Here is a 25,008-nt window from a genome sequence, read left to right as displayed (position 1 = left end):
ATTCAAAAGACTATTCAGTAATTGCATCAGATTTTTTATAAATCTCTTTTAACTCTTCTACGATTTCTTCTGAAGGGTTTTCCCACATTCCTCTTTGAATAGCTTCTAACATTCGTTCAGACATATCTTTTAATGCCCAAGGATTATGCTGTTCTATAAAGTTTTTATTTTTATCCTCTAACAAATAGTTTTCAGTAATTTGTTCATACATAAAATCTTCTATTAAGTTAGTGGTTGCATCATAAGCAAATAGATAATCCATGGTAGCAGCCATTTCAAAGGCTCCTTTGTATCCATGTTCTCTCATACCTTCCATCCATTTTGGATTTACTACTCGTGATCGAAAGACTTTTAATAGCTCTTCTTTTAAGGTTTTTATTTTTGGGTTTTCAGGTCGAGAATGATCTCCAAAATAAGTTTCAGGTTGTGATCCTTTTATGGTATTTACAGCAGCTGTCATACCTCCTTGAAATTGATAATAATCATCAGAATCTAAAATATCATGTTCTCTATTATCTTGATTTTGCATAACGACCTCAATGGAAGAAAGTCTCTTTTTAAAAGTTTCATGTGCAGATTTTCCACTGTTATCTTTTCCGTAATAAGCATATCCACTCCAGTTAATATAGGCTTGTGCTAAGTCATCTGAAGTAGTCCAGTTTTTTCCATCAATTAAGCCTTGGAGTCCAGCACCATATGCACCAGGTTTTGAACCAAATACACGAAATAGAGATCTCTCATTGGCTTGTTTATCATCTAACCCTTGTTGTATCCATTGTTTTTTTTCATTATTTACACGTTTTTTTATCGGGTTTTGCTCGTCTGTTTCATCTAATTGAGCAACTTTTTCAACGGCAGCGTTGAACAGAGAAATAATATCGGGAAAAGCATCTCTAAAAAAGCCAGAAATACGCAACATGACATCTACTCTAGGTCTTTTTAGTTCTAATGTAGAAATTATTTTAAAGTCTTTAACTCTTCTGTTGCTACCTTGCCAAATCGGTTTAACACCAATTAAAGCTAATGCTTGTGCAATGTCATCTCCACTTGTACGCATTGTTGAGGTTCCCCAAACTGATAATCCAATAGAAGTAGGGTATTCTCCATTTTCTTGTAAGTACCGATCAATAATATTTTGAGCACTTTTTTGCCCTAATTGATAGGCTGTTTCAGAAGGGATAGTACGAACATCAACTGAATAAAAATTTCGTCCAGTAGGTAAAATATCTAACCTTCCTCTTGTTGGTGCGCCAGATCCACCAGCAGGAACATACTGTCCGTTTAATCCTTTAATTAAATTACCAATTTCATTACTTGTTTTCTCTAATACTGGTAGGGTATTTAATTTTATATAACTAATTAATTCATCAGTAGATTCTCCAATTTTAGGAATTATATTTCCACATACTAATTGATGAATGATGTTTTTAGCCTTGTTTTCTAAAAGCTCTACAGCTTGTCCGTATGTTCTACAAGGAATACCAAAAATTTCTTTTTCAAATATATCTGAATAAGAAACATTTATAGGATCAAAATTAAGGTGTAAATCTTCAGCTAAACTTTGTGTTATCCCTTTTAAATTAGCTTGAGGTAACCGGTGTAAAGCAACGATTAAGTCAATTAATTTTTCTTTTTTAGGTAAGTTTCCTAAAATGTGTAGTCCACCTCTAATTTGAGATTCTTTTAGTTCACATAAATAACCATCTATAACTTCTAATAAAGTATCAATATCTTTTCCATCTTGATTTAAATCTGTTTTAAGATGAGTTTCGTTTACGAGATTTTCAATTTTAGATTTAAGTAAATCAGCTCTTTTTTTATCAACCAAAGCAGCTTCATAAAACTCATCAATTAAGAGTTCTAATTTTAGTAGCTCCCCATAATTTTCAGCTCTTGTCATTGGAGGTATTAAATGATCTAAAATAATAGCTTGGTTTCTTCTTTTAGCTTGAGTACCCTCCCCAGGGTCATTAATAATGAATGGATAAAAATGAGGAATAGCCCCTAAGATAGCAGCAGGAAAACAAGTTTCTTTACTTAAGGCTACACTTTTTCCTGGTAACCATTCTAAATTCCCATGCTTTCCAATATGCACTAAAGCATCTGCATTAAAGCTATATTGTAACCAAATATAATATGCTAAATAGGCTGGAGGAGGGGGTAAGTCAGGTGAATGGTAACTGGCTTGTAAGTCTAGATTATAACCTCTACTCGGTTGAATACTAACACATATATTCTCAGATAGAAAACCAGGAATTAAAAAACAACCTTTTTGGTAATTTGGAGATTCATTTGGAGTTCCCCATTGTGCTTCAATAGTTTCACGAAGGTTGTCAGATAATTGATTGTAGTAGTGATAAAAAACAGCTTCATCTAATTTAATACTATGCAGTTCATTTAATGAATTGATAGTTTCAATATCGTTGGTAATAGAATTCGTTAGTTGGTTAATTAATTCATTTGTTGTTTTTGGATAGTTTGGAGCTAAAAGAAAGTTTTCTTCTGATAATTTAGCTAATATTTGCAAAGTACTTTGCGGAGTATCTAAACCGACACCATTTGCTAAACGGCTATTTTTATTTGGATAATTTGGTAAAACTAAGGCTATTTTTTTTTCTGAATTCTTTTTTTGTTGCAAGCTTATCCATGATTTAGCCATTTGAGCAACAAACTCACAACCTTCAATATGTGGAACATAAGAAACTACTTCAGAATCAGTTAAAACATCTTTTTCAATAGATTCTTTGAATGAAATAACTTTAGATATAATTTTACCATCAACTTCAGGTAACGCAATATTCATAGCAATATCAGTAGGAGGTAACCCAAAATTACCTTCTAACCAATTTTCATGGTTGCAACTTCCCATAATTGCTTGTATTACGGGTACATTATACACATCAAATAAGCTTTGCGAGGTTTCATGAAATCCTTGAACGCTAAACCCTGTAGTATTAATGATAACTTGAGGTTTTTCTAATTGATAAACTTTTAACAAGTTAGCTATTTGTTGCTGAATGTTTTGTTCGCGATACCCAGCAGCCATTAGAACAACAGACGAAATATCTTGTTCTTCTAATGCATTAATAATACTATGAAAAGGTGCTAGGTTATTAGATAAATAATAACTTCTGTACCCAAAAATAATAACTTGTTTTTTTTCTCTTTTTTGTTTTGATACAGTATAAATTCCCTCCTTCGGGTGGTATAAAAATAGATCAGGAATAGCTTTAATAGCATTTGGTGTAATTTTTAAATTAGTAATTCTATTACTAATCAATTGAAGAGAGGATAGGCAATTTTCAATACCACCAGATTGAATATATTTCCAAATAAGATCGACTTCCTTCAAAGGGATGTTAGAAGATTTCATTAACTCCAAGTCGGGTTTATTATCACCTGGTAAGAATATTAATTGAATACTATTCTCTTCACAACAATCAGTTACAGCTTCACATAGATAATTGTAATATGCTTTACCTCCTAATAGTTTAAGAATAACAATTTTTGCTGAAGAAATTACTTCATCAATATAGGTGTCTATAGTTAATTCTTGTTTAAAGTAACTAAGGTTAGCAAAGCGAAAAGAAGGTGCATTGCCTACAGAATTATAAAGTAATTTGTAGGCGTTATTCATCATAAATAAATCAGAATCGGCCGAAGATAAAAAAACAATGTCTCCAGGAGATTGATCTATGTAAAAAACACCCTCATCGTTAGGGTTCCAGCCGCCTGGTATGGTAGAAATTAAATGCACGTCTTATGATTTTTATGAAATCTATCTATATTGATTTACACTAGTATTGCAAACTATCAATGTTATTAATGAGAGTGAGCATGTCCGTGGTTATGACTATGTGCATGAGTAATTACTTCATTTTTTTCATTCAATTCTATGTTTTTACCAATAACTACGATACTTGTTTTACGTTCTTCATTTGTTCCCCAGGCTCTTTCAAAATAGTAATCGAAACGTGTACCTACACCTTGCAAAACCATACGCATTGGTTTGTTAGGAATATTTACGAAGCCTTTAATTCTGTAGATTTCGTGTTTTTCTACAAGAGCTTTTAATTCATTTACTAACACTTTAATATCATCGGTTTTAGGGTATGCTAACAAAACCGTTTTAATATCATCATTATGGTGGTGGTGGTTTCCATGTTTATGATGCTCTTCATGGATAGAATGTCGGTTATCTACATCATCTTCTGCAGAAGCATGGATACCTAATAATATAGAATTATCCAATTCTCCCTTTATAACAGGAACAATTTTGGTATTGGGTCTTGCTTTCTCCGTAATAATTTTTGTTATTTCTGAAAATTTTTCATCATCTACTAAATCTCTTTTGCTTACTAAAACTAAGTCAGCACATGATAATTGATCTAAAAATAACTCTTCGATAGGTGTTTCGTGGTCTAATGTATCGTCTGCTAAACGTTGCGCTTGTACACGTTCTCTATCACAAATTTCTCCTGTAGCAATTCCAACAGCATCTACTACAGTAATCACAGAATCAATAGTAATATGGGGTTTTAAATCTGGCCAGTTTACTGCTTTTACTAAAGGTTTAGGCATTGATAAACCCGATGTTTCTATTACAATATGGTCAATCTCTTCTTTACGTTCTAACAATTGTAACATAGAAGGTAAAAACTCTTCTTGTACGGTACAACAAATACAGCCGTTTGGTAATTGAACTAAATTACAGTCATCATCTCCACACTCAGAGGAAGCTATTAATTGTCCATCTACATCTACTTCTCCAAATTCATTCACTAAAACTGCAATACGCTTTCCATTAGCATTTTTTAACATGTTATGTACTAAAGTTGTTTTTCCTACACCTAAAAATCCGGTAACAATGGTAATTGGTATTTTATTCATTTTTATTCTATCTAAAATTATTAATATTGTTTGATGTTTTTCTGAAACAGCTTCTAAATTATTTTTTAACTGCTTTTTTCTTTCTTTTGTATAAGAAAAGATTCCATTTTTCTTCAGCTACTCCATGTTTATCCATTTCAGCTCTAGCCATAGTAAAAAATAAATCGGACATTCTATTTACATAGCTCATAATATACTCGTGAACACATTCAGGGTCTTCTTGCATTAGAGTAACTAATTGTCTTTCTCCTCTTCTTATTTGCGTTCTACAAACATGACAAAGCGCAGATATTTCATTTCCACCAGGTAATAAAAAATAATCAGAGGGAGAACTAATATTGTTTTCCATTTCATCTAACCATTTTTCACAAAATTCAGCACCATCTTTAGGTTCAGGATTTGGATTTTCTTTTTTAGAATTTGAAGGGCGCGCTAAATGAGACATCATGTTCATCATATCTTTTTGAATGCGATGTAAATTTGGTTGCCATTCATGATTGTTTCCTAATTTTGAACGTAACAATCCTATGGTAGAATTTACCTCGTCTAGGGTTCCAATACATTCTATTCGAGTTGAATTTTTAAACTCTCTTTTTCCTCCAAAAACGCCGGTACTTCCTTTGTCTCCTTTTCTTGTGTAAATTTTCATATAGTATTATTTTAGTTCATTAATTAAATGTGAAAGTGTTTCAATAGATCCAAAAAAATGATGTATGTAAGATCCTAAAACATGCTTTTTTTTATGAATCTTAGTATTTGTTTCACTATCTCTAGCGTTTAATACCGTAGCATTTATAGTAGCTTCTTTATCGTTTAGTAAACTAGAGTAATGAAATTCGTGTCCTTTAAAAGTATAATTTTTTGTTTTTGATTTTCTATACCCTAAATGCAATTTTTTTGTAGCTATAGTTGAATTAAAATCGAAAAACCCAACCATTTTATAAGGTTTTCCTTCTTCAGAAATAATAGAATTCCCTAAATACATCATTCCTCCACATTCTGCATATATATGGCCATTATTTTCAGCAAATGATTTAATGCTTTCCAGCATAGAGGCATTAGAAGAAAGTTTTTTTAAGTGTGATTCAGGATATCCACCAGGAAAAAATATTAAATCACATTTCGGAATTTCAGTATCGTGAATAGGGCTAAAGAAAGTAACTTCACCTAATTGTTTCATGGCAGTTACATTGTGAGGGTATATAAAATTGAAAGCTTCATCTTTAGCTATAGCAAACTTTAATTTGTTTGCAGGCTGTTTTATTGGAATAGTTGCTTGCTCAACTTCTTTAGATGCGTTTAATATGGATTTCCAGTCTACAGTTTTCTCTAATTCATGAGAAATTTGGTCTATAATAACATCAAACTTTTCTATCTCTTCTATATTTAACCCTAGATGTCTTGAAGGAATTGAGCAGTTCTTTAAGTTTGATAAATATCCAAAACATTTTACATTAATATCTTCACAAGCTTCTTTAACTATAGCATAATGTCTTTCCGATCCTACTCGGTTAAAAATTACTCCCATGATTTCTAGATCCTCATCGAAGTTTACAAACCCCTGAATAAGTGGAGCAACTGAGTATGCAACTGCCTTGGCATCGATAACCAGTAATACAGGTGTTTTTAGTTTTTTAGCTAATGCAGCAGTACTTCCTAGAGCTTTATTTGCACCATCAAATAATCCCATAACACCTTCAATGCAATTTATTTGAGCATTTTTTCCATAGAAATTTAAATACGAGGATATTTCAAGTTCAGACATCATAAATAAATCTAAGTTTACTCCAATTTTATTACATGCTAATTGGTGAAATTTAGGGTCTATATAATCTGGCCCAACCTTAAAAGGTTGTATTTCAGTTTTATTACGTTTAAATAAACGTAATAAACCTAACGTAATTGTTGTTTTTCCTGCGTTACTATTGGGGGCTGATATGATGAATTGTTTTGTCAAAAAAATATGTTTAGTTATCAGTAATTAAAACTTCATAGTTGGCGTTAATTCTATTAGAAAGTTCAAAGGCTTCTCCAATTTTAACAAACCCCTTTTCTGCATCAATAACTTGAGTATTGTCTATTCCTTTACAAAAAGTTTGAAAAGCCAAAACAGTATCTTCAAGATTGTCTCCTGTGTTTAGTTTTCCATCGGTTATTATGTGGAGGTTGTGATTATACTCTATGTTGGTGCAAATTGATTTTACTTCTTTAAAACCAGCTTTCAAGTTTGTTTTACCTCCAGTTTGCAGAGTTGTTAAAGCAGTTTCTATTTCGTTTAAAATAATGGTCTGCTTTAAAATTAATTGAGCTTCTCCATTGAAAAGCGATACAATAGAAAACTGTGTATTCTGAGTTTTAGAATTTTTGGCAAGTTTATTAACAGCACCTTTGGCATAAGCTATAATCTTATCTTTTAACATAGAACCACTAGAATCTATTAAAAAGATATGATGTTGCTTTAAAAGATTATTTCTTCGTTTTGCTTTTAATTCAAACTTATCAGTTGTTAGGTATTGACCAATTGTTTTCTTTGTGTCGATTTCTAGTATAGTACCTTCATTATTCACACTAGTTTTGACTCCTTGCTGAATGGTGTTGTTTGTGGTTTTTTGTTGTTTTTGAAAAGTGTTTTTTGGAATGCGAATATGTACATTTTCTTCTTTTGAAGGAGTGTTTTCAGAAGATTGTTTTTGAGATTGATTTTCTTGTTTTTGAGACTGGTTTTGTTGGCTAGGTGGCGTATGTTTTTTTCTATGATTTAATACCAAATCAGCAATAGTATCTACAGTTTCTTTAGTTATTTCAGAAAGATTTTGATATGCTGCAAAAGCTCTTGCTGTTTTTACTAATAAAATATCTGCACGCAGTCCTTCCACTTGATGTTTAATAGCTAATTCACTACAATATTCAATTATAGCATCTTCTATTTTTATAGATTTTAATTTATTTTTAGCATTGCTAATTTGGGTAGCTACTTTTTTATTTTGTTTTTTATAGAAATCAATAAATTGCAAAGGATTATCATCAAATTCAAAACGTTGTTTGATAATTTTTTGACGCACTTCAGGGGTTGTAGGTGTTTCTATTATAACACTCAAGCCAAAACGATCTTTAAGTTGTGGTCTTAAATTTCCTTCTTCAGGGTTCATAGATCCCACCAAACAAAATCTGCTTTTAAAATAATGAGAAACCCCTTCTCTCTCCAAATGATAACTTCCAGAGGCAGCAGCATCTAATAGTATGTCAGTAAGATAATCTTGTAATAAATTTACTTCATCTATATATAATACTCCTTGGTGAGCTTGTGCCATTAAACCAGGATTAATAACTTCTTTTTTAGCATTTATTAACTGCTCCAGGTCAATGTTACCAATAAGTCGATCTTCTGAAACCCCAATAGGTAAGTTAATAAAAGGGGAATTTTTTTGTTCTCCCATTAAATTGGTTAATGAACGAATCAATGTTGTTTTTCCTGTTCCTTTATCTCCAATAGCTAGTACACCACCAATAAGGGGATCAACAAGATTTAAAATAAGAGCTAATTTAAAATTATCTTGACCAACTATGGCCGAAAAAGGAAAGTTAGTAAGGGGGTTATTTTTTACCATAATTCCGAAATGCTATTATATAACCATACAATTCCAATGAAAATAGAAGCAGCCCCAGCTACACCATTCATCCATTTAAAAATAGACAAATTTCTTTCTAAAAAACGACTCATTACTACTATTAATACATAGCTATAAACTCCCATTGCTATAATAATTCCTAACGATTCAACAGCAAGAATAAGAATGGCATTACTTACAGTAGAGCTACTTAATACAAGAGCAGATGTTAATGCGCCTCCTGTACCAGCAAGGCCATGAAGCATACCAATCCAAAATGATTTATTCATTGGGTTAACAGCTATTTCTTCTCCTTTAGTACCATGTAAATGTATAGGGTTAGATAGTTCATGCTCATGCGGTTCAATTTTTTTATGGTCATTAACCATTTCATTAATTGCATGATTTCTTTTAATGGCTACTATTCCTAACCAAATCATGATGGGGCCAACTGCTAATTCAGCATAGAAAGAAATATCATTTACAAATATAGTTGCCATACTTTTAAAAAGTAAGGCGATACCTCCAAAAAGTAAAAGGGTAACAGAATGTCCAAAAGCCCATTGTGATGCCTTAAATACAGTTTTGAAACTTACCTTTTTTTTGTTAATTGCGTTTTCAGTGGCTAGTACTGAAACAGCTGTAACGTGGTCAGGTTCAAATGAATGAAGAATACCAGCCATTAAAGGCCTAATTAAAGATGTTAAAGTCATTTTTTAATATGTTTAATAAGAGTTCCGTTTTTATGAATAAGGTAAATGCTTAGGTCTACCTGTTTAATTTTTATATGGGTATGTTGATAGCAATGTTCTAATAACAATTGATAAAAAGGTGAGTTTTGTTCAAAATCAAATAGCTCAATCAATCGTCCAGCCATGTTTAGAGCCTTAATTTTTTCGGAGTCGAAATAGCCAACTTGATGAGCTAAATCAACTACGAAATCTTTATTCCAACTAGAAACGCAGCTATGTGTATCTGTAACACCTCCTGCTAATTTTACAGCTTTGCCTAGCATAATACCAATGCTTACTTTTTTTATAGGAGATTTGTTTATTTTAGTTAATGTTTCACCTATCCAATTTCCGTAATGAATAAAAGAATACTCGGGTAAATAACTAAATTTATCGGATAAATATTTTTCACTTCTTGCTCCTGAGTTTATTACTAACTCAGAAGTTTTATTGGCAACTGCTACATCTATACCTTGTTCTATGCTTGCTATATAAGAAGATGAAGAATATGGCTTTACGATACCAGTTGTACCTAAAATAGAAAGACCGTTTAGTATTCCTACACGTTCATTTAGTGTTCGTTTTGCTAGTTTTTTGCCATTAGTAACAAATACGGTCACTGAAACCCCACATTCTAAATCATAATCATGTAGTAATTTTTGTATAGCGCTAGTTATCATTTTTCTTGGAACAGGGTTAATGGCTGGTTCTCCAATAGCAAGCTCTAATCCTTTAAGGGTTACTGTACCAATACCTTCTCCAGCAATGAATTGAATTTCTTTTTCTTGGGTTAACTTTATAATGCATCCTATTTCTGCTCCATTTGTTACATCAGGATCGTCACCAGCATCTTTAATAACAGAGCATTTAGCTGTGTTTTCAGTAAACTCACAATGATAAATTGGAATTTCTAAAACTTTATCAATAGGCAAATGAACACTAACTGTATTAATCTTTTTTTGATGTATTATGGCCATCAATGCTGATTTAGCAGCTGCAGTAGCGGAGGTTCCAGTTGTAAATCCTTCTTTTAAGGGACCTTTAGGTACTTTTCTTAATCCCATTTTGCAGTATTATTAGTTAGTGATATAGAACTTTGTATTTCAGTAATTAATTTATCTAATTCATTTTCATTAAATACCAGTTTAAAATATTGAGGTATTTTTGGTTGATTGATAATAATTATTTGCGTGTTTGTTTTTAGCGCAGCATTAATTTTTGTACTTAAAAATCCACTGTTGCCTGTTTCTTTTGTTAAAATTAAATTGATAGCTTTTTTGTTAATTAAGTCAATTTCTTTTTCCAAATTATCAGAAGGTAAGCCTAATATCAATTGTTTATTAGGAAAGTTACTCTCAGCCGCTATGGCTAATGATTCAGGTCTGTTTAGTATTCTAAAATAAATTGGTTGTTTTTGCCACCAAGGCTTTAATTTTTTAATAGATTGTACACCTGTTAATGCTAATAGTATATGACTTTCGTTAAATAGTTTAGTAGCTTCATCATAAGTATTTACATAAGTTACTAGTGAGCTTGTTGTTTTTGAAAGTAATTTCCTACCAAATCGAATAACAGGTATCTGCATTTTTTCTGCTGTATTAGCGATTGTATTATGGAGTAATTCAGCAAAAGGATGAGACGCATTAATAATAATTTCTATACTATTTTCTAGTAGATACTTTTCTAACTGTTTTTCATTTAAAGCTCCGTATCGATACGTTGCAATGTCGTTTTCTTGAAAAGGGATATTTGTTTTTGTTGAGTACACAAAAGGCATCGATTTCTCTTGAAGCAATTTTGCTACTTTTTTACCTTCCGTTGTTCCTCCAAATACTAATATCATTTTCTCGTTATTTATAAATTATTCAGTAACTACAAATTTCTTATTGGTTCTAAAGATATGTTTCCATTCAGGACTGTATAATTGAGACCTGTTTTTTCGAGCTCCAATAGCACGACCCACTATAATTAATACTGTTCTAGTTTTTTTACTTTCTTTTACAATTTGTGCTAGATTTTCTAATTTTCCTTGAAAGATTTCTTCATCCTTCCAAGAAATTCGATACATAACCGCTACAGGGGTATCAGGATCAAAATGATCTAATAATTGAGCTTGTACTTTTTTAGCAATTCCAGCACTCAAAAAAATACACATGGTAGCATTGGTTGCTGCAAAAGCAGCAATGCTTTCTTTTGAGGGCATTGGAGTTTTTCCTTCACCTCGGGTTAATACAATAGATTGTACAACTTCAGGAATTGTAAATTCCGATTTTAATACTGCAGCGGCTGCACTAAAAGAAGATATTCCAGGTACAATAAAATAATCCATTTCTAGTTCATCAAAAATGGTCATTTGTTCTTGAATTGCTCCGTACAAAGAAGGGTCACCAGATTGTAAACGAACAATAGTGTTTCCTTTTTTATAATGTTCTTGCATTAAAGAAACTTGTTCTTCTAAAGTCATCATAGCAGAGTTTCTAACAATAGCTCCTGATTTACACCAATTAGTCATTTCTTCAGGAATCAAACTTCCTGCATATAACACACAATCTGCTTCTTCTAAATATTTTTTTCCTTTTACCGTTATTAATTCTTCATCACCTGGTCCAGCACCAATAATTGCAACTGCTGTTTTTCGAGTTGCATTCTTATCTATAGCAACAGAAAATGTGAACTTTTCGTTTGTATCTAAATGTATTTTTTGTTTTTCAACAAGTAATTCACTGTTCCCAGATAGCAGCATAGCACATGATTCTGATACACCATTAACACCTATTTTTGATAGAACCATTTCACTAGGGTTAGGTATCGTAATGGTGTTTATTTTATCTGAAGAAAATGTGGTAAATGGAATATTGTTATTCTTACTAAAATCTAAATAAGCTTGCTGTTCAGCTTTAATATCAATAGAACCAAAATTTTTAATTGCAGAAAAGTATAATCTTTCAGCGGCTAGTTTTGATTTTAATGTTTCTTGAAATAACTCGAAATCTAATTGTTTAGAGCACCCAGAACCAACAGATAGTACTTTAGGAATTAAAAATAGACTAGGAATTTTTGCTTCGTAAATTTTATAACTTACTGCAATAAATAATTCGAACTGTGTATAGTCAATATCGTTTTCATTATAAAAAACAGTTACAAAATGTGGAATTGTTTTTTCTAAATATTGAGTTCCTTTATCTTTAATATCTAAAAGTAATGCAGTTGGTTTATTATTAGCAAACAACGCCATTATTTTATTTGTAGCTATTGAGCTTTCTGTTTGCCAATCAAATTGATTTCCAAGGGTATCTAAGGCCCAAATATTTTGCACATCACTTGAGGTCGATATTATAGCATTTGCTCCTAATACACTAGCCGTTTTTGATGCAAAATCATTAGCTCCACCTTTATGTCCGCTTAATACAGATTGCACATGTAAACCTAAATCATCTACAGAAATTATTGCGGGATCGGTATTTTTATCTTGAATATACGGAGCAATTAAACGAACACAAATCCCTAGGGCCGTTACAAAACAAATTCCATTAAGCTTTTCGAAATTATCAGCTAAATAGTCAGAAATTGACGAAATAGTTGATACATTTTCATTACTAGATTGTAAAGTAGTTATGACCAATGATTTTGGAAATTCTTTCTGAATTCTAAGGGCTTTTTCTAATCCTCTTTCAGTGACTGCTATGATGGCTATTTTTCTCATTTATTTTTGTTCAGCTGTGTGAATGCTAATTTTGTTATGTTTATTTACTTGAATAATGTTAGTGCTAACTAGGTAGTTCAATTTTGTAAGTTCTTTTATAAATATGTTGGTACTATTTTCTGTAACGGCATTGGTAACATATCGTACTGATGGATTTATTTCATGAATTCTATGAATTAATTCTTTTAATCTTCCTCCGTGACCACCAATGAAAATAACATCAGGAATAGGGAAATCTTTCAGATTAAGGTTAAAAAAATCATCAATAATAAGTTCAATACCAGGAGTAGAAAAACGTTCTAAGTTTTGACCAATAATATTATTACATTCTGTTCGTTTTTCAAAAGCTACAATTTTCAAATGCGGAAAATGTTGTTTAGCCTCAATTGCTACTGATCCTGTACAGGAACCTATATCCCAGAAAACTTTTTTATTTTGTAATTCTAACGTACTAATTGTAGTTAAACGAATAGCCATTTTAGTAATCATATTTGGCCGATTTGTTAACGGAATGAAAGCAGTGTCAGGAATGCCAAAATGTTTGTTTTTCGGAGCTATTTGTTTTAATAATATACAGTTTAAATTATCATGCATTTTAGTAGAACAAGTAGTTAAATCTAGTTGTTCAATATGTTCGTTATTTCCATCTAAAGCTTCACCAACGGTTATTGAATAATTATCAAAACCATATTGAAGCATGCGTTTAGCAATTTCGGCAGGTGTTTTCTTACTATCAGTTAATACACCAATTAATTCGTGTCTATGAATTAAAGCTTCATCTAAAGCCGTCCAGTCTCTACCGTGAACCGATATTGACTTTAAGTTATTATAATTGGTCTGTGTTTTATGACATAATAACTGAATACTATTAAAATATGGGAAAGCTTTTAATTTTGCACTGGGTAATAAGCGTTTAAGCGTATTTCCAAAACCATAGAAAAAAGGATCTCCAGAGGCAAAAACAACAATAGAAACTTCGAAATTTTTGTACTGTTGAATTAACGAATCCATTTTTCCTGAGATTTCAATCCAACTATGATTTTTAGGTAATAATGATTTTACCAGTTGATAATGTCGTTTTCCACCAGAAAAAACACTTGCTTTTTTAATTAATTTCAAGACATCATCATTCAATTTTGGACTAGGGTGATTGCTAATTCCAATTAAATAAAAATCGATATGTGAATGTATTTGCTTCATTTATTGATAGCGTTCTTTAATAACAACATCGTTAATATTCTTACGTTTTTCCCACTGTAAACGTTCTAATTCAGGGTTTTCATAAAATTTATCTACGTGTCCTAAACATAAATAGCCTATTAATTGTCTGTCTTTGGGAGCGTTTAAAATAGTTTTAATCTTATTGGGATCTAAAATACTTACCCAACCTAAGCCAACATTTAAAGCTCTTGCCATTAACCACATATTTTGAATAGCGCATACTACTGAGTAAACACCAGCTTCTTTCATAGTAGTTTGCCCTAAAACGGGGTGTTCACTTGGTTTATAAAAAACAGCTATGTTTAATGCCGATTCTATAATTCCTTCTAATTTTAGTTGTGTGTAAGCATCAGCTTTTTTTCCTTCAAAAAGAGTTTTTGCTTTTTGATTTTCTTCAAAAAAACTGTCTTTTATTTTATTTCTAATGTTTAAATCTTTAATAACCACAAATTCCCATGGTTGAGAAAACCCAACAGACGGTGCGTTTACTCCAGCAAATAAAATTTTATCTAAATCCTTTTGAAGAATAGGAGTGTTTATAAAACGATTTCCTCTTACATCTCTTCGTGCAAGAATTATTTGTTCTAATGTTTCTATATTTTCTGAAGTAAATTGATTCATTTTTACGATTTAAAATAATTTGAGGATTCCGGCAATGTAAAAGCAGCATTTACAATAGCAGCAGCAACATTACTTCCACCTCTATTTCCTTCAATAATTACCCAGTCGGTAGTTGTAATTTGAGATAACTGTTCTTTTGATTCTAAAACATTAACAAAACCAACAGGTACACCTACTATTCCAGCTGGTTCAAAAGAAGGATTTTCTCTTAATTGATCAACAATTTCAAATAAAGCTGTAGGTGCGTTTCCTATAACATATAAAGCATTTGGATGCTTTTCAATGGCTTTTCTAATACCTGCTTGAGAACGCGTAATATTTTCCGATTTAGCTAGCGCTTGTGCATCTTCATCATTTAATAAACAATGAATTTGATTTCCGTATTCTTTTATGAAAGCTTTTGTAATCCCTGCTTTTACCATGGTAACATCAGTTACGATTTCTCCACCATTTTTAAGGTGATTATGCCAATTACAAATAGCCTCAGGAGTTGCTGAATATTGATTGAAATCTTCTAAAATACCAGTGGTATGTATTACTCTTGTTATAGCCCATTTATCAGCGATAGAGTAGTTTAATTCTTTAATATGATCGGTAACAATTCTAAAACTTTCTTGTTGAATTTCTTTACCTGTATGTGGTTTTCTATTTAGATACCCTCTAGGAGTAACCAAATAATCTTTAAAGCGATAGGTTTGAGAGTTTCCAATCATAACTAAGCAAAACATATCTACATCATCAGGATTGAATTCTCCTAAAGTAGTAATTTTAAGTTCTTCTTCTGGTCGTGTTACATGTCTTATAATAGCTACTGGGGTAGAAGGGGAGCGTTCAGCTAAAAATATTTTTTGTAATCTACCTAACTGCCAATGTCTCTTTTTACTTTTTGGGTTGTATAAACTGGTTACAAAATCACCCATTGCAGCAGCTTTAATTCTTTGCTCAATTTTATTCCAAGGCGTCATTAAGTCAGACAAAGAAATACAACAAAAATCGTGACCTAACGGTGCTCCTAATTTACTTCCTGCTGCTAAAAAGGCAGAAACACCAGGTAAGGTTTCTAATTCAATAGCACTATCATTTCCTTTAGATACTACTTCATAAACAATGGCAGCCATGGCATAAATACTGGCGTCTCCAGAACCAATAACAACAACATGTTTGTCTTCTTTTGCTTTTTCTATAGCTTTATGTGCTCTTGCTTCTTCTTTACCCAAAGGCATAGAAATAAGTTCAGCATTTTTTTTAAAAAGTGATGCTCCAAATTGAAAATAATAATCATAACCAATAATTACATCTGCTTTTTCTAAAGCATTTTTAACTACGGGTAACATATAATTTATATCTCCAGGTCCTAAGCCTGCTACAGTTATTTTCATTTGTTGATTTTTTTAATAATAATAAGAGAGAAATAAGGTATTTCTCTTTGATTTGCAGTTGCCCAATTGGTAGTGATAAATTGTTGGTCAGTACCTAAGCGTTCTGCGTATGTAATGCTATGTTTTGTTGGGTCAAGAACAGTAGAAATAATATCAACAACCGATATTATTTTCATTAATACAACAGTGTCGAAATAAGCAATAGCCTCTTGAAGTTCTTCTTTGGTTTGTATGCGAGGAATTACTACTACTTTTTCATTTTGTAAACACAGTGGTATTTTACTTTCTGATGCTAAATGCAAGTAAGAACTAATACCCGGAATTAAATTAATATTTAGATCATGTGCTTGTATTTTTTCTAACAAATAAGAAAAAGAGCTAAACGTACTAATGTCCCCTTCACTTACAACTGCTATAGAAAGCCCTTGTTTATAATCAGAAAGTATTTTTTGGAATGTGGTTTCATAAATAGTTTTGGCTTGCGCTCTTTCCAAATCCATTTTTAAATAAAAACCTTTAAGTTTCTCTTTATCTAAATTGTATTTTTCTAATATAGATAATGAATAACTAGCTTTTCTACCATTTTTAAATAAAGAGCCAGGGTAATATATTTTATCTGCTTTCTGTAAGGCTTTTAATCCTTTTAAAGTAATTAATTCGGAATCACCATGACCAAGAGAAACACCGTATATAGTACCTTTTATCATATTCCTAAACCTTTTTTTATTTTAGTAAATACGCTGTTTTTCTGATCAATCTTTTCATTTTCTTCAAATAAAACGCCCTTTACACCTAAATGATGTCCTACTTGTTCTTTTCCTACTTCAGATTCTACACCAACAATTTGTTTTCTGTATTTACACAATTGGCAATTCATATTAGCAGTACCATTAATAGCTTCATCTAGTCGCTCATCAAATGCTTTTAAAATAAGCTCATCGCTACCAAAAGCTTTGGTATACACATATTCATAAGGAGAAGTTTCACTAAATGTTCGAATTTGATTATAAATGCGTTCTAATAGGATACCTGTAAAAAAGAAAAATGGGATAGCAATAGTTCGTTTAAACCCCATTTTACTTGTTAGCTCTAAACTTTTAGTAACTGAAGGATAGGCTGTACCACTATAAGAAACTGTTGTAAAACCAAATCCCATACCTTCTCCTAGCATGCAAGCTAATTTGTGAACATCAGAGTTGGCATCAGTATCAGTGGTTCCTCTACCTACTACCATTAAACAAACTTCTTTTCTGTCCATTGGAGAATGCTTACTTTCTTCTTCTAAAACTCTTTTTTGTGCAAGTTCTAGCAAAAATGAATTCACACCAAGGTGTTTCCCCATTTTTATAGTTAAATCGCTGTAATAACTTTGAATGGTATTCATTTCATACGGAATATCATTTTTAGCATGTGAGCCAGCAAAAAGTATGATTGGTAGCGCATAAATTTCACGGATTCCCTTTTGATACATTCGTTCAATAGAAGCTTCATACACAGGATGATTAAACTCTAAAAAACCATAATCAACTTCATAATTTGTATAACGCGCTTTTAAAATAGAAACTAATTCTTTAAAAGCATTAGTTCCAGTTTTGGTTCTACTACCGTGTCCGCAAAGTAAAATTCCTTTCTTCATTGTTTAATTAATTGGTTTTACCCCTATTAAAAATACTACAGGCATTTGTAGCTCTTGTTTTTTTATATCGTTTTCTATGGTTCCTAAGGTTGAAGAAAGTAACACTTCATTTTCTCTTGATACATTTGAAACTGCATTAATAGGGATGTTAGGGTTTTTACATACTTCCATTAATTTAGGAACAATTTTATCCATACTTTTTAAGCCCATATATAACGCTAGTGTATTACCAGCGTTTAACATTTCGGCAATTCCGTTAAGTTGAGCTGTAGAATAATCAGCAGTGTGAGCGGTACAAATTAGAATAGCATTCGACTGTCTTCTTTCTGTGATTGGAATATTTACAGAGCTAGCAGCAGCTAAGGCAGCTGAAATTCCTGGAACAACAGTAAAAGGTAAATTGTGCTGTTTTAAAAAGCGCACTTCTTCGGCGGCTCTCCCATAAATATATGGATCACCAGATTTTATACGAACCACTTTGTTTCCTTGTTCACAATGTTTTTTCATCAAAGAATTGATGTTGTTTTGGCGTGTTTCTTGATCGCCCTTATCTCCGTATTTTCTACCTACATAAATATGTTCAGCTTGAGTGTTTATTGCTAATATTTCATCAGAAATTAAATTATCATGTAAAAGAACTTCAGCCTTTTCAATAGCCTCAAATGCTTTTAAAGTCAACAAGTTTTTGTTACCTGGACCACAACCAACAATAGAAATTTCGGGTAAATATTCTTTTGTGAAAATCCATTCAGGATTTGAAAATTGATATTCAAAATTTAGCAATGATTTCGATTTAGAATTATCAACTATTTTATAATTTTCTTTAGTTGAAAAATCAAAAATAGGAGGAAGCATATTTAATTTATTAGCGGCATTTTGATAAAAGTCTTTTCTTTTTGGGTGTACATCTGCACAGCCGTTAATAATTTTACCAAAACACTCTTGCGCTAAAATTTCTTTAATAAGGTTAATTGCATCATTTTGATGTATCAGATTAACAGGAACATTCGGGTTTTTTAATTGTTTTTTATTAGCAAGAAACCTTCCAGGATGGCGTTTTGGGCCAATTAACCCTGCTAAACGAAGGATTGTTAGGTTATTTTCAAAATGTTGTTGTAATAGTTTTTCTGCTTTAATAAGTGCCTTACCAGAAGCTTTTTCTGGATTACAATGTAGCGTTTCATTTACAAGGTTATTGGTGTTTTGATATACAGATGTTGAACTAACAAAAATAACTTTTGTTGTTTTTGGAGTATGTTTTATAATCTGTTTAATTTGAAGTGGATGTATTGTTTCAATAGTATCAATTCGCTTTGGTGGAAAATTGATAATCAATGTTGATGTTTCATGAATAAAAGATTCCCAGTCACCAATAATTGCATCTGCTTCAATTTTAATTCTAGAGGTGTGAAAAGAAAATTTAGAGAGCGATTTCAAGTTATTAAGCCTAGAAGTACTTCCATTAACAGAATAACCACTTTTTTGAAGTTGTAGTGCTAATGGCAATCCCAACCATCCTATTCCCAATATTGAAACGTGTTTATTCATGTTTATATTAAATTTAAGGCCGTATTTTGTAATTGTATTTTAGTACAATATTTCCAAGCTTTATTTTTGATTGAGTCGAATAAAATTCTTCCTAAAATTTCGCCAAATTTATTTTTAAATCGAATACCACTTAGTTTTGTTTCTTTTTGGTAAAAATACTCCGTACTTGAAATTTTCGATTTTTGTAATTCTTTATTGTCTTTTGGTACTGAAGCGATGGTTAGGGTAATACAAGTTGTTTTTGTGTGTATCTCAAGTACGTGCGCTTTTGAATAATCTAGAGCAATAATATCATCAAATGGAATAGGTAATTCATTAGGCATAGAAAGTGAAACTCCTTCAGGATTTTCTTTAAGATACAAGAATAAAGGATACAAATATTGATCAGAACTAAAACCTCTAGTAATGTAACACTCATCTAGTTCTTTATCATTTTTTAATTCAAAAGGTTTGGGTTTTATTGGAGCTCTTTCGTTATTAGAAACTTGTTGATTCCAGCCTTTTTTATATAATAATTCACTTTCAACTAGTTCTTCATTATCAATGTGTCTTTTTATGATAGGAGTAATTTTTTCAGGAGTAAGTTCTTTATACCAAAATTCACCTGGACTTACAATACAGGTAGGTGCATCTTCACATCTACCGTTGCATCTGGTTTTAATTGTATGGGTAGTATCCCAAAGTTCATTATTTCTTAGATAAGCTCTTGCTTCTCTAACTACTTTTTCACTGCCTGCTTTTTGGCATGATCCTCCATCACAAAAGAAAAAGGTATGAGTAGTATTGGCTATATTTTTACCCATAATTTTAAAAGAAATATGTTAGGTTTAATTTTGTTGAAAAAGGAGTTCCAGGAATTAAAAAATGCAAATCAGCATATCCTTGTCCATGAGCATGTGAGCTTAAATTAACACCAATATCATCTACAAGAACAGCAAAGTCAGTACCATGATCATTATCAAATCCTCTAAGGAATATCTGTTCAGCTTTTCCACCTTCAGCATGTTGAGCAATAAATAAACCAGGTACTGTTTTTAAAAAATCATGCGCACTGTTAATAGGTCTTAATTGTAATGAAATTTTTGAAACCTTTTGAATTCCTAGCTTTTTTTGATTTTTAGAATTGATGACAATTTCTGAAAGTTGAATAACTTCTTTTTCTAGTGTAATATTTAAATTTTTGGTTTCTTTTTTTAGTACGATAGTTTTTTTCAAATACCCTTCAGAAGAGAAGGTTACTTTTAGTGGAAACTTTTCTAATGTTATAGAAAATTCACCTGTTTCGTTGGTGGTTGCTAAAAGTGTTTTGTTCGCTGTTATACGTACTCGTGAAATTGTTAACTGAGTTTCTTGATCAGTTACTTTACCTTGAATGGTTTTATTTTGTGCGAATATAGATAGTGAAAAAAATAATATCCATAAACTGCATAAAATCAATTTTTGCATTTAAAAATGAAATTAAGCAGGCAGTGAAAGAAAATATGATAAAACATAATTTCTAACTCTTTACCCGAGAGTTACTATTATAAATTACTTCAATACTGGCAGGTCTCCTGACTTAGCTTAGCATTCATTTACCTTCCCATAGTTTTACTACAGTGGTTTTTATTAATGAAGCCTTTAATAAGCTTTACAGTTGCGGGAACAGTTTTGGATTCACACCAAATTCCCTTTTAATTCTATATTCTAAAAATTACTAAAGAACAAGAAACCATATATTATGACAAATGTATATATAATTTTTTGATTTAAAAGATTGATTATAAAATGAGTTATTTAATAGTTATTGTGCGTCGTTTAGTATATGTTATATTTTTTTTTCGTTTTAATTTATTTTTTTTTAGGTGTTTTTTTGTCTTTCGTTTTATAAATTTAATTCCTAATCCTGTTGCTGTTATACAGGTAACAGTTCCTCCAATGAGTAAGAAAATTAGTACAATATCCCATAGCGGTCGATTTTTTGTAAGAAATGAAAAATCCAAACTATGAAGGCCATGATACAACCATCTTTCAGCTCTGTTTTTTGGAGCAGATTTAAGAAGTACTCTATTAGTTTTTGGATTGATGTAATAATAGGTATCCTGGTTTGTAATAATTTTAACAACAGGAAGTGTTTTTATATTTTTTCTATCATAATAATAGGAATCATATGCATCAAGTACTAATAATTTGGTTACTTTTTCTTGTGGATGAAACTCGTTAATTTTTGATGCATATTGATTGTTTGATACTTTATAATTACTATTTGTAATGCAATGATTTTCAACGGTATCTTTGTTGAATTTTTCAATAAAGATGTTATTGTTAAATAATGAAAAATGTATTTCTTTAAAATTTGACTTGGAGGCAATTTTTTTTAGAGTATCCCAATTTTTACTAGTAATACTTTTTAAGTTGAAGTTTTGCCCTTGCCACACTTTTTTTTCTTTAGCATTTAAAGATGAACTTGGTACCCAGTTAAAAGGAGTCATACTCATAAAACCACTAAATACCCATGTACAAATAAATAAACCAAAACCTAAACCAAAATAATAATGTAGGTTATACCATTTGTTTTTAAATCTTTTAAAGTTTGCTTTAGGTTTCTTCTTATAACGAATTAACCCCGTAACTATTCCAGTAAGTGTCATTAGTAAACCCAATCCAGCCAACCATAAAATAAGTTGTTGCCAAAAATAACTGTGTATACGAATGTCTTTAAAATAAATCCAATGCGGTATAGCCCCAAGCCAAGCCCAAAAACGATCGTTGTAAGTTGTAATATTTAAAACTTCTCCAGTAAGAGAAGAAATATGCACCCATGTATGCTCTTGGTTATTGAACTTTACTTTGTAAACAGGTAAATGTTTAATGTATTTGGGTCTAGGAATCCATTGATCTACTTCTTTAATAATAGTTACTTGAGCTGTGCTTTTTAAATTAGTAGCATTTTGAGCGATAGCTAAAGCTTTTTTTTTAGTAAGCTTTACAAGCTCTCCATTTTTAGCATATCTTGAAACGAGCTTTCCAGAACCAGTTTCTATATGGTAAACGATGTTGTTAAGAATAGCATTGATTCTTAGTTTGTGAATTGTTTCTATAGAATCGAGTTCAAAGATAGAAGAAGGAGGAACTATTTTCTTGCTAGTTAAGCTTGTTAGTTCTTTACTTTGTATTTTTCCTTTCTTATCTAAAAAAGGAAAACTTTTATACATCATTACAAACCCTGAAAGAAACCAAACAAGGAATAGCATAAAAAATAAAGTGCCTAAATAATGATGTATAGTTATAAGTTTTTTCAAGGGATTTAAAATTTATAGCTTAGATTTAATCTAAAGTTTCTTTCAGCTCCCGGAAAGAATTGATACTCATAAATAGCATCAGTAAAATATAATTTGTTGGTGATGTTATTTATATTTAAACCTATTCTTATATTGTTTTTTTGATAATAAATAGCACCATCAAGAAGAGCATATGCAGGTAGTTTGTATAAATTATTAGAGTTTGTAAAATTATCACTTGTGTAATTACCACCAATACCAAAGCCTAGTCCATTTTTTAACTCATAGTTAAGCCACATATTAGCTAAATGCTTTGGAGTGAAAGGCAATGTGTTTCCCTCTTTTTTTAGTTGAGAATCACTTGTGTCATAAGCACGTATTTTAGCTTCTGTAAATGAGTATCCAGCTTTCAAATATATATTTTTTAACGGCGTATATTCTATATCAAATTCTACTCCTTTAGAATCTGCCTCTCCAATTTGACGGTATTCATTAACTTTATTTCGTTCTACTATGTTATGTTTTAAAATGTAAAAACTAGATAAAGTAATATTTAGTTTGTTCAATTTTTCAAATTTAATACCTCCTTCTAATTGATATCCTTTTTCTGGATCAAAGATTTGACTGCTTGGAGATATTGTTCTAGAAGGTTTAAAATAGTTAGAATATGAAGAGAAAACACTAAAATTTTTAAAAGGTTGATATACCAAACCAGCTCTATAACTTAAAGCTGTTGAAGGAATTTTTGTTTCTTTACCAGCTTCAATGAGTAATCTATCTGCATTAATTTTATCGGTAGCATATGTTCCTTTAAAAATATCATAACGAATACCAATAAGAGCTTTAAGCTGATTGGAAATATCTGACCAGTTTTGCCAATAAAAACCACTATTAAATTCATCCCTTATTTGTACTCTTTCATCAACAGCTTCTATGTGTCCTTGGTTTAAAATAGGGTTTATTACTGAAATAGTAGTTTTTACACCAGGACCAATTACGCTTCCTCTAAATGATTTTCTATCTAAAAAAGTTATAGAATTACCAACTAGAGATTTATGTTTTACACTCCCTGTTTTGAATGAATAGGTTAGGTCAAATTGGTTTTGAATAGTTTTAGTTTTGTGATTAAAGTAAAAAGGAAATCCTCTAGTTATTGAATCTTTAGCTGCATTAAAATAAAGCCATTCAGTAGATAGGTAATTGATATCATCATCAGACCATGAAAAACTATTAGTAAGTTTTAGTTTACTATTAAATTGATGTTTATATTTAACGTTTAAGTCAAAACGTGTATGCTTTAAATAATCTTGCGGATCATTGTATCTTGTTTTTGGATCCATTCCTGCAACAATATTTCCATTTTCATCAACAGGAATACCTGTGTCTGTATCATATATATCGTTATTGGTTTGAAACGATACTTCTAAAATATCTTTTTGGGTTGGCGTATAGTTAAGTGAAAAAGAAGCGTTATTAGTGTTCACGCCATAATCTCTCCAACCATTTGACTTAGTAAGCCCAAAATCTACCCTATATTTTAATTTTTTATTTATGGGGCCTCCCATACCTGCAGACATTTCATAGGTGTCAAAAGAGCCATAGGTAGCACTAAATTCTCCAGTAAAAGTAGAGGTTGGTTTTTTACGAACAATATTAATAATTCCTCCCAAAGCAGAGTGCCCAAACATAACACTTGAAGGCCCTTTGAGTACTTCAATATGGTCAACATTAGCTAAGTTGGTACTAGGAGCACTTGTTGAGAGGTTATGGCGTTCATCTCTTACTCCGTCATATAAGAGTACGAAATTATTAAACCCTCTTATTCTAAATGTTTGAAAACCTCCGTACCTGTTTATGGGCCTTACCCCTGTAGCACTTTTTACAGCACTTCCTAAATCATTTGAGTTCCTGAGCTTAATTAATTTTGAGCTTACATTATTTGTTGTTAATGGAGCATCTAAGTTTTTTATTTGAAGTTTATTTAATTCAACAATTTTTCTGCTGTTAGCAGAAAGGTCTATTTCTTTTAATTCAAAGGATGTTGGTTGTAAATAAATAACTGAAGGTAAGTTTTTAAATAAAAAGCTAACTGATTTATACCCTATATATGAAATTATAATGCTGTCATTAGGTGTTCCCGTAATTTTGAAAATACCTTTATTATTTGAGATGCTTCCTTTTTGAGAATTGTTATTCAAAATAGAACAAAACTGGATCGGTTGATTGTTTTGTTTGTTTAACAGTTTGCTAGATTTTTCTTTTTGTGCAAACAATAGGTTGGTGCTAATAAGAAAAAAGAATACTAATTTTAATTTCATGGTGTTTTATTTGTTCAGAAATTAAAATATAGAGTAAGAAGCCTAAAGAAAATTAGGCCATCCAACACATTAACTTTTATTCCCGAAAGTTTA

The 25,008-nt window shown here is 31.2% G+C and carries 19 protein-coding genes and 1 riboswitch; all 19 genes read right to left on the bottom strand.

The features are described from left to right. Positions 1-10: 10 nt before the first annotated feature. The 19 genes from cobN to ACMFBB_RS03520 all read right to left on the bottom strand — a co-directional run bounded on the left by cobN (position 11) and on the right by ACMFBB_RS03520 (position 24,915). Positions 11-3,757, bottom strand: coding sequence for a cobaltochelatase subunit CobN (gene cobN / locus ACMFBB_RS03610; RefSeq protein ID WP_435263097.1), 3,747 nt, complete (start codon positions 3,755-3,757; stop codon positions 11-13). Positions 3,758-3,822: 65 nt separating this feature from the next. Next, positions 3,823-4,890, bottom strand: a complete 1,068-nt coding sequence (cobW, locus tag ACMFBB_RS03605) for a cobalamin biosynthesis protein CobW (protein ID WP_435263096.1) — start codon at positions 4,888-4,890, stop codon at positions 3,823-3,825. A 58-nt stretch (positions 4,891-4,948) separates the two neighbouring features. Continuing rightward, a complete protein-coding gene (locus tag ACMFBB_RS03600) occupies positions 4,949-5,539 on the bottom strand; it encodes a cob(I)yrinic acid a,c-diamide adenosyltransferase (protein WP_435263095.1) in 591 nt (196 codons plus the stop codon). Positions 5,540-5,545: 6 nt separating this feature from the next. Continuing rightward, positions 5,546-6,847: a cobyrinate a,c-diamide synthase gene (locus ACMFBB_RS03595; protein ID WP_435263094.1), complete on the bottom strand. Its 1,302-nt coding sequence runs from the start codon at positions 6,845-6,847 to the stop codon at positions 5,546-5,548. A gap of 10 nt (positions 6,848-6,857) precedes the next feature. Further along, positions 6,858-8,498 (bottom strand): AAA family ATPase, encoded by a 1,641-nt coding sequence (locus tag ACMFBB_RS03590; protein ID WP_435263093.1) that lies wholly within the window; start codon positions 8,496-8,498, stop codon positions 6,858-6,860. Beyond that, positions 8,492-9,211 (bottom strand): hypothetical protein, encoded by a 720-nt coding sequence (locus ACMFBB_RS03585; RefSeq protein WP_435263092.1) that lies wholly within the window; start codon positions 9,209-9,211, stop codon positions 8,492-8,494. Before ACMFBB_RS03585 ends, ACMFBB_RS03590 begins: the two co-directional genes overlap by 7 nt. Continuing rightward, the gene (gene cbiD / locus ACMFBB_RS03580; RefSeq protein WP_435263091.1) at positions 9,208-10,293 is read right to left on the bottom strand and encodes a cobalt-precorrin-5B (C(1))-methyltransferase CbiD; all 1,086 of its coding nucleotides are present in this window, start codon (positions 10,291-10,293) and stop codon (positions 9,208-9,210) included. The genes ACMFBB_RS03585 and cbiD overlap by 4 nt, the downstream gene beginning before the upstream one ends. Further along, positions 10,284-11,072 carry a precorrin-6A/cobalt-precorrin-6A reductase gene (locus ACMFBB_RS03575; RefSeq protein ID WP_435263090.1) on the bottom strand — a complete coding sequence of 263 codons (789 nt, stop codon included), beginning with the start codon at positions 11,070-11,072 and terminating at the stop codon, positions 10,284-10,286. Before ACMFBB_RS03575 ends, cbiD begins: the two co-directional genes overlap by 10 nt. Before the next feature lie 18 nt (positions 11,073-11,090). Continuing rightward, a complete protein-coding gene (gene cobM, locus ACMFBB_RS03570; protein WP_435263089.1) occupies positions 11,091-12,932 on the bottom strand; it encodes a precorrin-4 C(11)-methyltransferase in 1,842 nt (613 codons plus the stop codon). After that, entirely contained in the window at positions 12,933-14,132 is a 1,200-nt protein-coding gene (cbiE, locus tag ACMFBB_RS03565; RefSeq protein ID WP_435263088.1) for a precorrin-6y C5,15-methyltransferase (decarboxylating) subunit CbiE, read from the bottom strand. Beyond that, on the bottom strand, positions 14,133-14,774 hold the full coding sequence (gene bluB / locus ACMFBB_RS03560) for a 5,6-dimethylbenzimidazole synthase (RefSeq protein ID WP_435263087.1): 642 nt from the start codon (positions 14,772-14,774) through the stop codon (positions 14,133-14,135). Between the two features lie 2 nt (positions 14,775-14,776). Then, complete coding sequence (gene cobJ / locus ACMFBB_RS03555) at positions 14,777-16,153, bottom strand: precorrin-3B C(17)-methyltransferase (RefSeq protein WP_435263086.1); 1,377 nt, start codon at positions 16,151-16,153, stop codon at positions 14,777-14,779. Continuing rightward, the gene (gene cobI / locus ACMFBB_RS03550; RefSeq protein WP_435263085.1) at positions 16,150-16,860 is read right to left on the bottom strand and encodes a precorrin-2 C(20)-methyltransferase; all 711 of its coding nucleotides are present in this window, start codon (positions 16,858-16,860) and stop codon (positions 16,150-16,152) included. The genes cobJ and cobI overlap by 4 nt, the downstream gene beginning before the upstream one ends. Further along, positions 16,857-17,789, bottom strand: coding sequence for a sirohydrochlorin chelatase (locus tag ACMFBB_RS03545; protein ID WP_435263084.1), 933 nt, complete (start codon positions 17,787-17,789; stop codon positions 16,857-16,859). The genes cobI and ACMFBB_RS03545 overlap by 4 nt, the downstream gene beginning before the upstream one ends. Before the next feature lie 3 nt (positions 17,790-17,792). Next, positions 17,793-19,337: a uroporphyrinogen-III C-methyltransferase gene (gene cobA, locus ACMFBB_RS03540; protein ID WP_435263083.1), complete on the bottom strand. Its 1,545-nt coding sequence runs from the start codon at positions 19,335-19,337 to the stop codon at positions 17,793-17,795. 2 nt (positions 19,338-19,339) lie between these two features. Then, positions 19,340-20,140 carry a (2Fe-2S) ferredoxin domain-containing protein gene (locus ACMFBB_RS03535; RefSeq protein ID WP_435263082.1) on the bottom strand — a complete coding sequence of 267 codons (801 nt, stop codon included), beginning with the start codon at positions 20,138-20,140 and terminating at the stop codon, positions 19,340-19,342. A gap of 4 nt (positions 20,141-20,144) precedes the next feature. Next, a complete protein-coding gene (locus tag ACMFBB_RS03530; RefSeq protein ID WP_435263081.1) occupies positions 20,145-20,783 on the bottom strand; it encodes a carboxypeptidase-like regulatory domain-containing protein in 639 nt (212 codons plus the stop codon). Between the two features lie 80 nt (positions 20,784-20,863). After that, positions 20,864-21,053, bottom strand: a riboswitch (cobalamin riboswitch). 56 nt (positions 21,054-21,109) lie between these two features. Beyond that, positions 21,110-22,618 carry a PepSY domain-containing protein gene (locus ACMFBB_RS03525; protein WP_435263080.1) on the bottom strand — a complete coding sequence of 503 codons (1,509 nt, stop codon included), beginning with the start codon at positions 22,616-22,618 and terminating at the stop codon, positions 21,110-21,112. Positions 22,619-22,623: 5 nt separating this feature from the next. Continuing rightward, a complete protein-coding gene (locus tag ACMFBB_RS03520) occupies positions 22,624-24,915 on the bottom strand; it encodes a TonB-dependent siderophore receptor (protein ID WP_435263079.1) in 2,292 nt (763 codons plus the stop codon). Between the last annotated feature and the right edge of the window lie 93 nt (positions 24,916-25,008).

The sequence above is a fragment of the Tenacibaculum sp. nBUS_03 genome, from assembly GCF_051201695.1.
Taxonomy (GTDB): Bacteria; Bacteroidota; Bacteroidia; order Flavobacteriales; family Flavobacteriaceae; genus Polaribacter.
Note: the sequence above shows the minus strand (reverse complement) of the source record. Positions and strands in the feature narration are given on the sequence as shown.